The organism is Limimaricola sp., from assembly GCF_016125575.1.
Classification (GTDB): domain Bacteria; phylum Pseudomonadota; class Alphaproteobacteria; order Rhodobacterales; family Rhodobacteraceae; genus WGLM01.
In genome coordinates this window covers 849,733-862,501 of the sequence record NZ_WGLM01000004.1, presented here as the reverse complement: position 1 = coordinate 862,501, position 12,769 = coordinate 849,733, and the positions used below count along the sequence as shown (strand labels likewise).

The following is a 12,769-nucleotide window of genomic DNA, read 5'->3' as shown; positions in this document are numbered from 1 at the left end:
TGCCGCGCTATTGTCTGCCGCAAACTCTGCATCACAGGAGACAGCCATGACCACTACCGCCCGCACCGTCGTCATCCATGAAAACGGCGGCCCCGAGGTGTTGAGGCTGGAAGACCGGCCGGTGGGCGAACCGGGACCGGGCGAGGTGCGCATCCGCCACATTGCGATTGGCCTGAACTTCATCGACGTCTACCAGCGCACCGGGCTTTACCCGCAGCAGAAGCCGGCCGCGCTTGGCATGGAGGCTGCCGGGGTGATCGAGGCGGTGGGCGACGGCGTGACGCACCTGAAGGCCGGCGACCGCGCCGCCTATGCCGCCAACCCGCCCGGCGCCTATACCGAGGCGCGGGTGATGCCAGCGACCCACGTCTGCCCCCTGCCCGACGGCATTTCCTTCGAGGAAGGCGCCGCGATGATGCTGAAGGGGATGACCGTGGAATACCTCTTCAATCGCACCACACCGCTGAAGCGGGGTGACACGGTGCTGTTTCACGCCGCCGCCGGGGGCGTTGGCCTGATTGCCTGCCAATGGGCCCGCGACGAGGGCATCACGCTGATCGGGACCGCCGGTTCGGATGAGAAATGCGCGATGGCGCTGGACCACGGCGCAGCCCACGCGATCAATTACCGGACGGAGGATTTCGTGGCCCGCGTGCGCGAGATCACGGGCGGCCGCGGGGTGGCCGCGGTGATGGATTCGGTCGGCAAGGATACGTTCGACGGCTCGCTCGACTGCCTTGCGCCGCTGGGTTTCATGATCCTTTTTGGCAGTTCCTCGGGGCCGGTGCCGCCGTTCGACCTTGGCCGTCTGGCCGCCAAGGGCTCGCTCAAGATCACGCGGCCGACGCTATTCTCGCATATTGCGCAGCATGAAACCTGCCAGGACATGGCGAAATCACTGTTCGCCAAGGTATTGTCGGGCGCGGTGAAAATCCGGATCGACCAGCGCTTTGCCCTCGACGACGTGGCTGAGGCGCACCGCACGCTTGAGGCGCGCAAGACGACCGGCTCTACCATCCTGACTGTCTGAGGTGTGCAACATGGCCACGGCACTCCTTGTCATCGACGCGCAATGCGCATTCTTCGACGGCTTCGGCGACATTCCGCCGATCCCGAACGGGGCCGAGGTGCTGAGCAATATCAACCGGCTGATCGGCCTGGCGCGGGGCGCGGACAGACAGGTGATATTCCTGCGCCATTGCGAAGATGGGTCGGAGTTCGATCCCGCTGCGGCATCGTTTCCGCTTCATCCTGACCTCGACCGGCAGGCCGACGACCTGGTCATCGACAAGACGCGGCCAAATGGCTTTTTTGGCACCGATCTGGCCGAAAACCTGACCAAGGCGGGCATAACGGCGCTGGTCGTCGCCGGAAATCAGTCGGATTTCTGCGTCAGCAAAACCACCCGCGCGGCGCTGGAGCGTGGCATCGCCGTCACGCTGGCCGCCGATGCGCACGGGACATGGGACAACGACGGACAAGGCGCCGGAGATATCGTGGCCGCATGCAACGCCGCGCTGGCCGAGGCAGGGGCCGATGTAAGGGCAAGCGAAGCCATCCACTTCGGCTGACAGAACGTCGCTGCGATTGCGCTGGAAGCTGCAGCGCAGCGAGAATATGGTCCGCGCAAACGAACAAACGAGGTCCGGCATGTCGGACAAGGGTCAATCGACCGGCGCCGCCCACGGCGACACAGCCCCCGAAACCACCGAATCCGCAAAACCGCTGCTGGCGCTGTCCGTAGCGGCCTTGGGCGTGGTCTATGGCGATATCGGCACAAGCCCGCTTTACGCACTCAAACAGTGCTTCAACGGGCCCACACATGTCGGGCCAAGCATCGACAACATCCTTGGGGTGCTTTCTCTGATCCTGTGGTCGCTGATCCTTGTCGTTTCGATCAAGTACCTGCTGTTCGTGCTGCGCGCCGACAACCGGGGCGAAGGCGGGATCATCGCGCTGGTGGCGCTGCTGAACCCGTGGAACGCCAAGCCGGGCAGCCGCAAGCATGTCCTGATGATCATGGGGCTGTTCGGCGCGGCGCTGTTGTTCGGGGACGGCACGATCACGCCCGCGATCTCGGTCCTGTCGGCCATCGAGGGGCTGACGGTAGAATCGGCGGCCTTCGACAATTTCGTACTTCCCATTACCGTGGCGATCCTTCTGGCGCTGTTTTCGTTCCAGCGGCGGGGCACCAGCCAGATCGGCGCGTTATTCGGTCCGGTGATGCTGGCATGGTTCCTTGTCCTTGGCCTGCTGGGGCTGGGCGGCATCCTGCAGCATCCCGGGGTTGTGGCCGCCTTGAACCCGATGCACGCGGCCTGGTTTCTGGCCCATAACGGGCTGACCGGCTTCATCGTGCTGGGCACGGTGTTTCTGGCCGTCACGGGGGGCGAGGCGCTTTATGCCGACATGGGCCATTTCGGACGCGAACCGATCCGGATGGCATGGTTCTTCGTCGCGTTGCCGGCGCTGCTGCTGAATTATTTCGGACAGGGCGCGGGCGTGCTGGCCAACCCCGACGCGATCGAACACCCGTTCTATGCGCTGGCCCCGGACTGGGCCCACTACCCATTGGTGGGCTTGGCCACCATGGCCACGATCATTGCCAGCCAGGCAGTGATTTCGGGCGTGTTCTCGCTGACGCGGCAGGCAGTGCAGCTGGGCCAGTTACCCCGGGTGCAGATCCTGCAGACTGACCGCGAACATATCGGCCAGATCTACATTCCCTTCGTGAACTGGTCGCTGATGATCGCCACGATCAGCCTTGTCCTTGGCTTTCGCTCGTCGGGCAACCTTGCTGCGGCCTACGGCCTTGCGGTGGCGGCCGACATGGTCATCACCACGTGCCTTGCCTATTTCGTTGCGCGCCGCTTCGGCTGGAACCCATGGGTTGCGGGCGGGCTGGCCGGTGGCTTTCTGGTGGTCGACGTGGCCTTTCTTGGCGCGAATATCTTCAAGTTCTTCGAGGGCGGCTGGTACCCCGTTCTTGTGGCCGCGATGATCTTCACCACGATGGCGGTCTGGCGGGCCGGACTGGCCAAGGTCCGTGCCGTCACCAAGGCCCAGCGCGAGCCGCTGGACACCTTCTTTGCCCGGATCAAGGAAAACCCGCCGCTGCGCGTGCCCGGCACGGCGATCTACATGACCTCGTCGCGCGACGCGACGCCCTCGGTCGTGATCCGCGAGATGGCGACGGCGCCGGTCCTGCACGAGCGGGTAATCTTCGTCACCATCGTGATCGAGGACGTGCCGCGCGTGCCCTCGGCGGAACGGGTGGAGGTGGAAAGCCTTGCCCCCGGCTTCAGCCGCGTGGTGGCGCATTACGGTTTCATGCAGTCGCCCAACGTGCCGGTGATGCTGCGCTTCTGCTCGGTCGTGGGCCTCGACATCGACCCTGACACGGCCACGTTCTACCTCGGCCACGAATCGATTCTGCCCGAGGCGGATGGCGGACCGCTGAAGACGATGCGCCAGCATTACTTCGCCTTCCTCTGGCGCAACTCGACCCGCTTCTCGGACAGCTACAACCTGCCCCCCGACCGGATTGTCGCCATCGGCCAGCAGATCCCGCTTTAGACGCCCCGAGGGCAAGGCTCACTGAGGAGCCTTGCCAAGATCTGCTTTTGCGAAGTTTGTCCGTGTTGCTGCGGTTTTGGCCGGGTCGCTGTGCAACATCAGTGACAATGGCGGACCGCCCTCCCGGTGCGGCCGCCGCCCTTTGCTCACATCAATCAACGTTGAGGTGCGGGCGCGACTCGTCCCTACATGACCCCCGGCACGACGAGGTCCGGCGGGCGGTGGCCGTCGGCGAAGGTCTTGATGTTGATGATCACCTTCTCGCCCATCTCGGCGCGGCCCTCGACGGTGGCCGAGCCCATGTGCGGCAGCAGCACCACGTTGGGCAGTTCGCGCAGGCGCGGGTTGATCTCGGCGCCGCGCTCGAACACGTCAAGGCCCGCGCCCGCGATCTCGCCCGCGCGCAGCATCCGGGTCAGCGCGTTCTCGTCGATCACCTCGCCGCGGCTGGTGTTGACGATCACCGCGTCGGGTTTCATCAGCTTCAGCCGCCGCGCGTTCATCAGGTGGAAGGTCGCCGGCGTGTGGGGACAGTTGATCGACAGGATGTCGATGCGGCTGACCATCTGGTCAAGGCTTTCCCACCACGTTGCCTCCAGCGCCTCCTCGACCTCGGCGCGCAGACGGCGGCGGTTGTTGTAGTGCACCTGCATGCCAAAGGCGCGCGCGCGCCGCGCCACCGCCTGCCCGATCCTACCCATGCCGAGGATGCCCAGCCGCCGCCCGGCGATCCGCCCGCCCAGCATGGCGGTGGGGGCCCACCCCTTCCAGTCGCCCGACTGCATCAGCGCCAGCCCTTCGGGGATGCGCCGGGTCACGGCGAGAATCAGGGCCAGTGTCATGTCGGCGGTATCGTCCGTGACGACGCCGGGCGTGTTGGACACAAGGATGCCGCGCTGGCGGGCCGTGGATACGTCAATGTGGTCCACCCCCGCGCCGTAATTGGCGATCAGCTTGAGCTTGTCGCCCGCCGCGGCGAGCAGCCGCGCGTCGATCTGATCGGTCACGGTGGGGACCAGCACGTCGGCGCCCTGCATCGCCGCGGTCAGCGCCTCGCGCGTCATCGGCTTGTCGTCGGGGCTGAGGGTGACGTCGAAAAGCTCGCTCATCCGCGTCTCTACTGCCGCGGGCAACCGTCGCGTGACGACAACACTCAGACGTTTCCCGGGCATGTGATCGCCTCCTTGGCTTTGCATTCGCGCTGCTTGATGGCAGATTGCCTGTACGGGAGACGCGGCACAAGACCGCGCACCCGCGGGCAGACGCAGTGACAGGCAGGGCATCATGCAGATGCGGACATGGATAGGCGCGGCGGCTCTCGCCGTCCTCGTGACGGGCATTGGCGCCGCGGGCAACGCAGAGCGGCTGGTTCCGGCCCTTGCGCTGGCAAGCAAGTCTGCCCCGGCCATCTCGACAGACACGGGCGCCACGGCCCCGGACGCAACCGCGCCTGATTCGGGACTTGAAGCGGATGCGGACATGTCGCAACCCGCTGCCGAAGGCACCGCGCTGGGTCCTGTCACAAACCTGCCGTTGCCGCGCTACGTCTCGCTCAAGACGAACGAGGCCAACGTGCGGCGGGGGCCTTCGCTCAGCCACCGGATCGATTGGGTGTTCACCCGCCGCGACATGCCGTTGCAGGTGGTGGCTGAATACGGCCACTGGCGCCGCGTCATTGACCGTGACGGGATGGGCGGCTGGGTGCACTACTCGATGCTGTCGGGCGTGCGCACGGTGATCGTCGACAAGGATATGGAACCGCTTTACGCCCTGCCGGATACCAAGGCCGCCGAAACCGCGATCCTGCAGGCCGGCGTCATCGGGCGGCTGGGCACCTGCGACAAGACGTGGTGCCGGATCACCGCCGGGGGCTATAGCGGATGGACGCCCAAGTCGGTGCTCTGGGGCGTCGACGCCGACGAGATCCGGAACTAGGCTTTCGTCCGGCGCGTTCCTACATTAGTCGCAGCCCATGACACGCGCCCATGAAACCAACCTGAACCTGTCGGCCGGACTGATGTCGGTGGCCGTGGCGCTTTTGCTGGTGCTGGCCAAGCTTTGGGCGCTGGCCGCGACAGGCTCGCTTTCCGTTGCCGCAACGCTGGCTGATAGCGGGCTGGACCTGATGATGTCGCTGGGCGGGCTGGCCGCGATCGCCTATGCCGCCAAGCCCGCCGATGAGGATCACCCCTTTGGCCACACCTCGGCAGAGGATCTGGCAGCCCTCGGTCAGGCGCTGTTCATCCTTGCCGCGGCCGGTGTCATTGCCGTGGCCGCGGTGCGCCGGCTGATATCGCCCGATGTATCGCTGCCCCGCGACGAAGGCGCGGGCATTGCGGTAATGGTGTTTTCCATCCTGCTGACATTGGCCCTAGTCTGGTGGCAGCGGCGGGTCGCGCGCAAGACCGGCAACCGCGTGGTGATGGCCGATTCGCTGCATTACGTCGGCGACATGATCCCGTCGATCGGGGCCATCGTCGCGCTGTGGGCGGCGGCACGGTACAATCTGGGGCAAATCGACAGCGTCTTTGCGCTGGGGGCGGCGGCCTTTCTGGCGTCAGGCGCGGTGCGCATCGGCAAGCAGGCCTGGGACGCGCTGATGGACCGGCAGGCCGACCCCGCGATGATCGAGGACATCGCGCGGATCACCGGCAACTTTCCCGGGATCCACGGCTTTCACGACCTCAAGACGCGGGTCTCTGGCAGCCGCGTTTTCGTCAACATGCATGTCGAGCTGGACGGCTCGAAGACGCTGAACGAAACGCACGCGATCGGGGCGGCGTTGCGCCGGGCCATTACCGCCGCCCATCCGCGCGCCGACGTGCTGATCCATCAGGATCCGGTCGGGGTGACCAAGCACCCCGAGGACACGCGCGGCTAGGCCGCGTCGGCCAGCCCCCTGCCCTTCAGCAACGCCTCTACCCCTGGCATCCGGCCACGGAACGCGGTGTAAAGCTCGGCCGCCTCGGCGCTGCCACCGGCCGACAGGATGTTGCGCTCCAGTTTCTCTGCCAGCGCAGGATCGAAGGGGTCGCCCGCTTCGTCAAAGGCGGCAAAGGCGTCGGCATCCATCACCTCGGACCACATGTAGCTGTAATAGCCCGCGGAATAGCCGTCGCCGGAGAAGACATGCGCGAAATGCGGGGTGGCGTGGCGCATGCCGATGGCGTGCGGCATCCCCAGCCCTTCAAGAATTTCGGCCTGCTTCTGCATCGGGTCGGCCGGCGGCTCGCCCTCGTGGAATTCCAGATCGACAAGCGCGGAAGCGACGTATTCGACCGTCTGGAACCCCATGTCATAGGTCGAGGCGGCCAGCAGGCGTTTCAGCATCTCGGCCGGCATCGCCTCGCCCGTTTCGGCATGGGTGGCGAATTCTTCCAGCACGGCGGGCACTTCCAGCCAGTGTTCGTAAAGCTGGCTCGGCAGTTCGACGAAATCGCGCGCCACCGAGGTGCCGGAAATGCTCTCATAGGTCACGTTCGACAGCATCTGATGCAGGGCGTGGCCGAATTCGTGGAACAGCGTGCGCGCATCGTCATAGGACAACAGCGCCGGCTGGCCCGCCTCGGGTTTGGCGAAGTTGCAGACGTTGATGACGATCGGCCGCACCTCGCCCGCCAGCCGCTGCTGGGACCGCATCGCCGTGCACCACGCGCCCGAGCGTTTTGAGGCCCGCGCAAAGTAGTCGCCCACGAAAACGGCGACGTGCTCGCCCTTGCGTGTGACCTCCCACAGCCGCACGTCCGGGTGATAAAGCGGCCCGTCGACCGGCTGGAATTCCAGTCCGAACAGGCGGTTGGCACAGGCAAAAACCGCTTCGATCATCCGGTCGAGTTGCAGGTAGGGCTTGATGGCACCTTCATCGAGATCATGCTCGGCGCGGCGGCGCTTTTCAGAATAATAGCGCCAGTCCCAAGGCTCCAGCGGGCCGGTCTGGCCATCGTTGTGCAGCATCGCCTGAAGCCGTTCTGCGTCGGCATCGGCCGCCGTGACTGCGGGCTCCCAGACCTGCATCAGCAGGTCGCGCACGGCCTGTGGGGTCCCTGCCATCTCGGTTTCCAGCTTGTAGTCCGCAAAGCTGTCATAGCCCAAAAGCATGGCCCGCTCGGCCCGCAGTTCGAGGATTTCGGCGGCAATTCCACGGTTGTCGGTTTCGCCACCATTGGCGCCACGGGCAACCCACGCCTCGTAGGCCTGCCGCCGCAGATCGCGGTTGGGCGAAAACTGCAGGAAGGGCACGATCAGGCTGCGCGACAGCGTCACGATCGGGCCTTTTGCCCCGCGTTCGGCCCCGGCAGCACGCGCGGCGGCCTGCACGAAGTCGGGCAGCGCGGCAAGGTCGGCCACGGACAACGGCATCTCCCACTCGCGTTCGTCTGCGAGCAGGTTTTGCGAAAATTGCGTGCCCAGCACCGAAAGGCGCGATTTCACCTCTTTCAGACGATCAGCGGCGAAGCCTTCCAGCTGCGCCCCCGCGCGCACGAAGCCGCGCCGCGTCAGCAGCAGCACGCGCGCCTGTTCGTCGGTCAGGTCCAGCGTCTCGCGCTGGGTCCACAGCGCCTCGACCCGGTCGAACAGCGCGCGGTTCTGGGTGATCTCCGAGCCATAGGCGCTAAGCATCGGCGCAAACTCACGCTGCAACGCCTCGCGCGCGGGGTTGCTGTCGGCGCCCGCCACCGTGAAGAACGCGCCCAGAACAGCATTCAAACGGCCTTCGGCAAGTTCGAGCGCCTCGATCGTGTTGGCAAATGTCGGCGCGTCGGGATTGTCGGTAATGGCGGCGATGTTGGCGCGCGCCTCGTTCAGCGCCGCCTGCACGGCGGGGCCGAAATCATCGTCGGTGATCGCGTCGAAGGGCGGCAGACCGAAGGGCGTGGTCCAGTCTGTCAGCAGCGGATTGGTCATGGCAGGTCTCCTTTGGCCCCTACCTAGTCCGTCCCGCCGCCCGCGGCCATCCCCCCGGCGGCGATCTAGCCCTGCCGCTGGCGCAGCCGCCGTTCCAGCCGCCGCAGCAGAAGCGACAGCCCGATCGTCATGATCAGGTAGATCAGCGCCACGACGTTGTAGGTTTCAAGGTAACGAAAGTTGCCCGCCGCCGTAACCTTGCCCAATTGCGTGATGTCACTGACGCCAAGGACCGAAACAAGGCTGGAATCCTTCACCATCGCGACAAAATCGTTGCCCAGCGGCGGCAGGATGGTGCGGAACGCCTGCGGAAAGACGATGAACCGAAAGCGCTGCCAGCGGTTGAGGCCCAGCGCCTCGGCCGCCTCGATTTGCCCCTTGTCGACCGATTGCAGCCCGGCGCGAAAGATCTCGGCCAGGAACGAGGCATAGGCCAGCGTCAGTGCGATGACGGCGCGCCACAGCAGCGGCACGTTGCGGGTGCTGATCTCGGGCAGACCGATCGGGATGGCCAGCGCATTCCACCCCGCCACCGCCGCCGGGGCCAGCACGAAGGCCACGTACAACAGCAGCACGATGATCGGGATGCCGCGCATGATCTCGACATAAAACCGGGCCACCTGTCGCACCGCCAGCCAGCGCGACTGCGCAGCAAGGGCCAGCCCCAGCCCCAGCAGACAGGCGAGGAAATAGGCGACCAGCGTAACGAAAATGGTAATGGTGACGCCCTGCACCAGCGTCGCCAAGACCTTGGCATAGATCGCGTCGGCGATGACCTGATACAGCAGCCATGCGCCGGTGATCCCGGCGATCACAAGCCACCAGGGGAAATCGCGGTCCTGTGGCGGGGTCGGAATCATGAGAAAATGCCGGGGCCGGCCAGAACCGGCCCCGCCTTCGGGCTCACTCGCCCATCTTGTAGTCGAGGAACCACTTCTTGTTCAGCGCGTCCAACGTGCCGTCGGCCTTGAGCGCAGCGATGGCCGCATTGATCGGCGCGACAAGGTCCGAGCCCTTCGGGAAGATAAAGCCGAAATCCTCGGCGCCCAGCGGCTGGCCGATGATCTTCAGCCCACCATCAGAGGCGGCGACATAGCCGTTGGCGGCTGTCGAATCCGACAGGACAAGGTCCACGTCGCCGGCTTTGAGCGCCTGAAGGCCCGCGCCGAAGGTCTCGAACAGCTTGATCCGCGGGTTCTGCTCGTTTCCGTCCAGCACGTCGTAGACGCCCACGTAGAAGGGCGTGGTGCCCGGCTGCGCGGCCATCAGCAGGTCGGGGTTGGCGGCAAAGCTGGCCGCGTCGGTGAAGCGGGTTTCATCGCCGCGCACCATCATCAGCATTTCCGAGCGCATGTAGGGGTCGGAGAAGTCGACCTTTTCCTTGCGGTCGTCCCGGATGGTGATGCCGGTCATGCCCATGTCGAACTGACCTTCGCTGACCGCCGGGATCATCGCGTCCCAGCTGATATTGGCGTATTTCACCTGCAAGTTCAGCCGCTTGGCGATTTCGGCCACGGCATCGTATTCCCAGCCGACCGCGTTGCCGTCCTTGTCGATGAACTGCAGCGGCGGATAGGCATTCTCGGTCACGACGGTAATTTCGCGGCCCTGCAGATCGGGCAGCGCGGTATCGGCGACAGCCGCTCCGGCGACGAAAGCCGCGGCGGCGGCGAGGATGGCGAGGAATTTCATGGATATCTCTCCGTGATGTGATTGCGCGCGAGTATGCCGCCAGTCGCGGCCAAGGCAAGGGGCGCGGATCGCAATCCGGTCACTCGGCGCATGTTTCCCGGTTCTCCTGCCGTCTTGTGCCGCCCCGGCAGGCAGGTGACGACGACGCGGCATCAACGTGCGCCAGTGCACGATGGCAGGTCCGAAATTCACATCCGGTTGCGCTTGTCTCACGAGGACGGCAGGCGCACCTTTGCATCAGCAGATGAAGGAACCACGCCGATGACCCGCATGCCCACCTATTTCATCAGCCATGGCGGCGGCCCCTGGCCCTGGATGCCCGACTGGCGGGCGATGTTCTCTAATCTTGAGGAGAGTTTCCGCCAAATGGTGGCCGACCTGCCGGAGCGGCCCAAGGCGATCCTGATGATCTCGGGCCACTGGGAGGATGACAGCTTTGCCGTCATGACCAGCCCTGCGCCGCCGATGGTCTACGACTATCGCGGCTTCCCGCCGCATACCTTCCAGATCACCTACCCCGCCCCCGGCGCGCCCGACATCGCCCGTCGCGCGGCCGACCTGATCGCCGCTGCCGGACTGCCAGTGCGACTGGACGACAGGCAGGGCTTTGACCACGGCACCTTCGTGCCGGCTTACGTGATGTATCCGCAAGCCGATGTGCCGCTGTTCCAGATTTCCCTGCGCCACGGCTATTCGCCCGAGGAACACGTTGCCCTTGGCCGGGCCCTTGCGCCGCTTCGGGACGAGGGCGTGCTGATCATCGGTTCGGGCCTGTCGTACCATAACCTTGCGCTTTTCGGGCCCGGGGCCAAGGAGCCGTCGGAAGGGTTCGACCGCTGGCTTTCCGCCACGCTGGCCCAAGCGCCCGCCGCGCGGACCAAGGCGCTGGAGCATTGGGAAGAGGCGCCCTATGCCCGCGTTGCCCACAAGGACGAAGATCATCTTGTCCCGCTTTTCGTCGCACTTGGCGCGGCAGAGGACGAGGCCGCGCGCATGGTCTATCACGATACCGGCCTGTTCGGCGGCGTCACCGCGTCGAGCTATCGCTTCGGCTAGGCGGCGGCTCCGCAGATCGGGCAATCGGGGCGCCGTTTCAGCCGCATGACGCGCGTATCGGCATCCAGCGCGTCGTAGATCAGCAGCCGACCGGCCAGCGTCTCGCCCGCGCCGGTGATCACCTTGATCGCTTCCAGCGCCATCATCGCGCCCAGCACGCCCGGCAACGGGCCGATCACGCCAGCCTCGGCGCAAGTGGGGACAAGGCCCGCCGCCGGCGCCTCGGGAAAGACACATTGATAGCAGGGCGTGCCATGGGCCGGGTCATAAACGCTGATCTGGCCCTCCCACTGGGTGATCGCCGCGGCAACCAGCGGCTTGCCCGCCTTGGCGCAGGCGGCATTCAGCAGGTATCGAGTGGCGAAATTGTCAGACCCGTCAAGGACGAGGTCATAGTCGTCGATCAGGTCGGCCGCGATCTCGTCCGTCAGGCGGCGGTTGTAGGGGCGCAGCGTGACATGCCGGTTCAGCGCGGCGAGCGCCTGAACCGCCGACTGCACCTTGGGCAGACCAAGACGGTCTTCGCCGTGGATCACCTGCCGCTGCAGGTTCGAGGCATCGACCGTATCATCGTCGATCACGCCAATCGTGCCCACCCCGGCCCCGGCAAGGTAAAGCAGTGCGGGCGAGCCGAGGCCCCCTGCACCCACCACCAGCACGCGCGCGCCCTTCAGTCGCGCCTGACCCGGTCCGCCAACCTCGCGCAGCATGATGTGGCGGGCGTAACGTTCCAGCTCCGGCTCGGAAAAGCCACCCTGCTCGGGCACTGCGTCGGGCACACGGGCCCGGTTGCGCAGGGTGCCAAGCCCGGCCCGATACGCCCAGACAACAGCGGCAAAACCGACCAGCAGCAGCCAGAACCGCACGTCGTGCCCCGTCGCCTCTCGTAACGGGTGGCCCGCCGGCAGCAGCACCTGTTCCAGCATCACCGCGCCCAGCAGCACGGCCAGCATGGTCCAGCGCGCGCGGGTGGGCGCGCCGGTCAACATGCCCAGGCCCCAAATCGCCGCCGCCATGACGCCGACAAGGATCATCCCGCCCCTCCTGTCGAACCGAAACCGCCCGCGCCGCGCTCTGTCTCGTCCAGCGCGCCGACCTCGGCCCATGCCGCCTGCACCACGGGCGCCACCACGGCCTGCGCGATGCGGTCGCCGTGGCGGATGGTGACGGGCGCATCGCCCGCGTTCATCACGATCACGCCCACTTCCCCGCGATAGTCGCTGTCGATGGTGCCGGGGCTGTTGGGCAGCGTCAGGCCGTGTTTCAGCGCCAGGCCCGAGCGCGGGCGCACCTGCACCTCGAAGCCGTCAGGAATTGCCATGCGCAGCCCCGTGGGCACCAGTGCGCGCGCGCCGGGAGCGAGCGTCAACCCGTCCCGCGCGCCTTCGGGAAAGTTCGCGACAAGGTCCGCCCCCGCCGCGCCCGCGGTCTGGTAGGCGGGCAGGGGCAGTGCCGTATCGGCCCCCGGCACGCGGGCAACCTTCACCACAGGGCGCATGCCTCGCCCCTTCTTCTGGCCAAAAATACTCCCGCCGGAGGC

General features: G+C 66.1%; 12 protein-coding genes. 6 read left to right on the top strand and 6 right to left on the bottom strand.

All coding sequences use genetic code 11. The features are described 5' to 3' along the window. The first annotated feature begins 46 nt into the window (after positions 1-46). The 3 genes from GC146_RS11120 to GC146_RS11110 all read left to right on the top strand — a co-directional run bounded on the left by GC146_RS11120 (position 47) and on the right by GC146_RS11110 (position 3,576). A complete protein-coding gene (locus tag GC146_RS11120; RefSeq protein ID WP_291838186.1) occupies positions 47-1,030 on the top strand; it encodes a quinone oxidoreductase in 984 nt (327 codons plus the stop codon). 10 nt (positions 1,031-1,040) lie between these two features. Next, complete coding sequence (locus GC146_RS11115; protein ID WP_291838182.1) at positions 1,041-1,571, top strand: isochorismatase family protein; 531 nt, start codon at positions 1,041-1,043, stop codon at positions 1,569-1,571. 79 nt (positions 1,572-1,650) lie between these two features. Next, positions 1,651-3,576: a potassium transporter Kup gene (locus GC146_RS11110; protein ID WP_291838180.1), complete on the top strand. Its 1,926-nt coding sequence runs from the start codon at positions 1,651-1,653 to the stop codon at positions 3,574-3,576. 185 nt (positions 3,577-3,761) lie between these two features. Here GC146_RS11110 and GC146_RS11105 read toward each other — a convergent pair whose 3' ends face one another. Next, positions 3,762-4,748 (bottom strand): D-glycerate dehydrogenase, encoded by a 987-nt coding sequence (locus GC146_RS11105; protein WP_291838177.1) that lies wholly within the window; start codon positions 4,746-4,748, stop codon positions 3,762-3,764. Positions 4,749-4,866: 118 nt separating this feature from the next. Here GC146_RS11105 and GC146_RS11100 point away from each other — a divergent pair, with 118 nt between their 5' ends. After that, entirely contained in the window at positions 4,867-5,511 is a 645-nt protein-coding gene (locus GC146_RS11100; protein ID WP_291838533.1) for an SH3 domain-containing protein, read from the top strand. A 37-nt stretch (positions 5,512-5,548) separates the two neighbouring features. Beyond that, a complete protein-coding gene (locus GC146_RS11095) occupies positions 5,549-6,457 on the top strand; it encodes a cation diffusion facilitator family transporter (RefSeq protein ID WP_291838175.1) in 909 nt (302 codons plus the stop codon). On the opposite strand, the gene GC146_RS11090 is transcribed toward GC146_RS11095, so the two are convergent. The 3 genes from GC146_RS11090 to GC146_RS11080 form a co-directional block, all read right to left on the bottom strand. Continuing rightward, positions 6,454-8,481, bottom strand: coding sequence for a M3 family metallopeptidase (locus GC146_RS11090; RefSeq protein ID WP_291838172.1), 2,028 nt, complete (start codon positions 8,479-8,481; stop codon positions 6,454-6,456). The two genes, GC146_RS11095 and GC146_RS11090, sit on opposite strands and share 4 nt — an antisense overlap. 65 nt (positions 8,482-8,546) lie before the next feature. Further along, entirely contained in the window at positions 8,547-9,341 is a 795-nt protein-coding gene (locus GC146_RS11085) for an amino acid ABC transporter permease (RefSeq protein WP_291838169.1), read from the bottom strand. Positions 9,342-9,384: 43 nt separating this feature from the next. After that, positions 9,385-10,173 (bottom strand): transporter substrate-binding domain-containing protein, encoded by a 789-nt coding sequence (locus GC146_RS11080; RefSeq protein ID WP_291838166.1) that lies wholly within the window; start codon positions 10,171-10,173, stop codon positions 9,385-9,387. Positions 10,174-10,434: 261 nt separating this feature from the next. Here GC146_RS11080 and GC146_RS11075 point away from each other — a divergent pair, with 261 nt between their 5' ends. Continuing rightward, positions 10,435-11,229, top strand: coding sequence for a class III extradiol ring-cleavage dioxygenase (locus GC146_RS11075; protein ID WP_291838163.1), 795 nt, complete (start codon positions 10,435-10,437; stop codon positions 11,227-11,229). On the opposite strand, the gene moeB is transcribed toward GC146_RS11075, so the two are convergent. Together moeB and dut are read right to left on the bottom strand one after the other, a co-directional pair. Then, complete coding sequence (gene moeB / locus GC146_RS11070) at positions 11,226-12,263, bottom strand: molybdopterin-synthase adenylyltransferase MoeB (RefSeq protein WP_291838161.1); 1,038 nt, start codon at positions 12,261-12,263, stop codon at positions 11,226-11,228. The two genes, GC146_RS11075 and moeB, sit on opposite strands and share 4 nt — an antisense overlap. Further along, positions 12,260-12,727 carry a dUTP diphosphatase gene (gene dut, locus GC146_RS11065; protein WP_291838159.1) on the bottom strand — a complete coding sequence of 156 codons (468 nt, stop codon included), beginning with the start codon at positions 12,725-12,727 and terminating at the stop codon, positions 12,260-12,262. The genes moeB and dut overlap by 4 nt, the downstream gene beginning before the upstream one ends. Positions 12,728-12,769: the final 42 nt, after the last annotated feature.

Coding starts and splice junctions, on each gene's coding strand:
- GC146_RS11080 (WP_291838166.1), bottom strand. CDS start 10,173: ATGAAATTCCTCGCCATCCTCGCCGCCGCCGCGGCTTTCGTCGCCGGA.
- GC146_RS11110 (WP_291838180.1), top strand. CDS start 1,651: ATGTCGGACAAGGGTCAATCGACCGGCGCCGCCCACGGCGACACAGCC.
- moeB (WP_291838161.1), bottom strand. CDS start 12,263: ATGATCCTTGTCGGCGTCATGGCGGCGGCGATTTGGGGCCTGGGCATG.
- GC146_RS11095 (WP_291838175.1), top strand. CDS start 5,549: ATGACACGCGCCCATGAAACCAACCTGAACCTGTCGGCCGGACTGATG.
- GC146_RS11075 (WP_291838163.1), top strand. CDS start 10,435: ATGACCCGCATGCCCACCTATTTCATCAGCCATGGCGGCGGCCCCTGG.
- GC146_RS11090 (WP_291838172.1), bottom strand. CDS start 8,481: ATGACCAATCCGCTGCTGACAGACTGGACCACGCCCTTCGGTCTGCCG.
- GC146_RS11105 (WP_291838177.1), bottom strand. CDS start 4,748: ATGCCCGGGAAACGTCTGAGTGTTGTCGTCACGCGACGGTTGCCCGCG.
- GC146_RS11100 (WP_291838533.1), top strand. CDS start 4,867: ATGCGGACATGGATAGGCGCGGCGGCTCTCGCCGTCCTCGTGACGGGC.
- GC146_RS11115 (WP_291838182.1), top strand. CDS start 1,041: ATGGCCACGGCACTCCTTGTCATCGACGCGCAATGCGCATTCTTCGAC.
- dut (WP_291838159.1), bottom strand. CDS start 12,727: ATGCGCCCTGTGGTGAAGGTTGCCCGCGTGCCGGGGGCCGATACGGCA.
- GC146_RS11120 (WP_291838186.1), top strand. CDS start 47: ATGACCACTACCGCCCGCACCGTCGTCATCCATGAAAACGGCGGCCCC.
- GC146_RS11085 (WP_291838169.1), bottom strand. CDS start 9,341: ATGATTCCGACCCCGCCACAGGACCGCGATTTCCCCTGGTGGCTTGTG.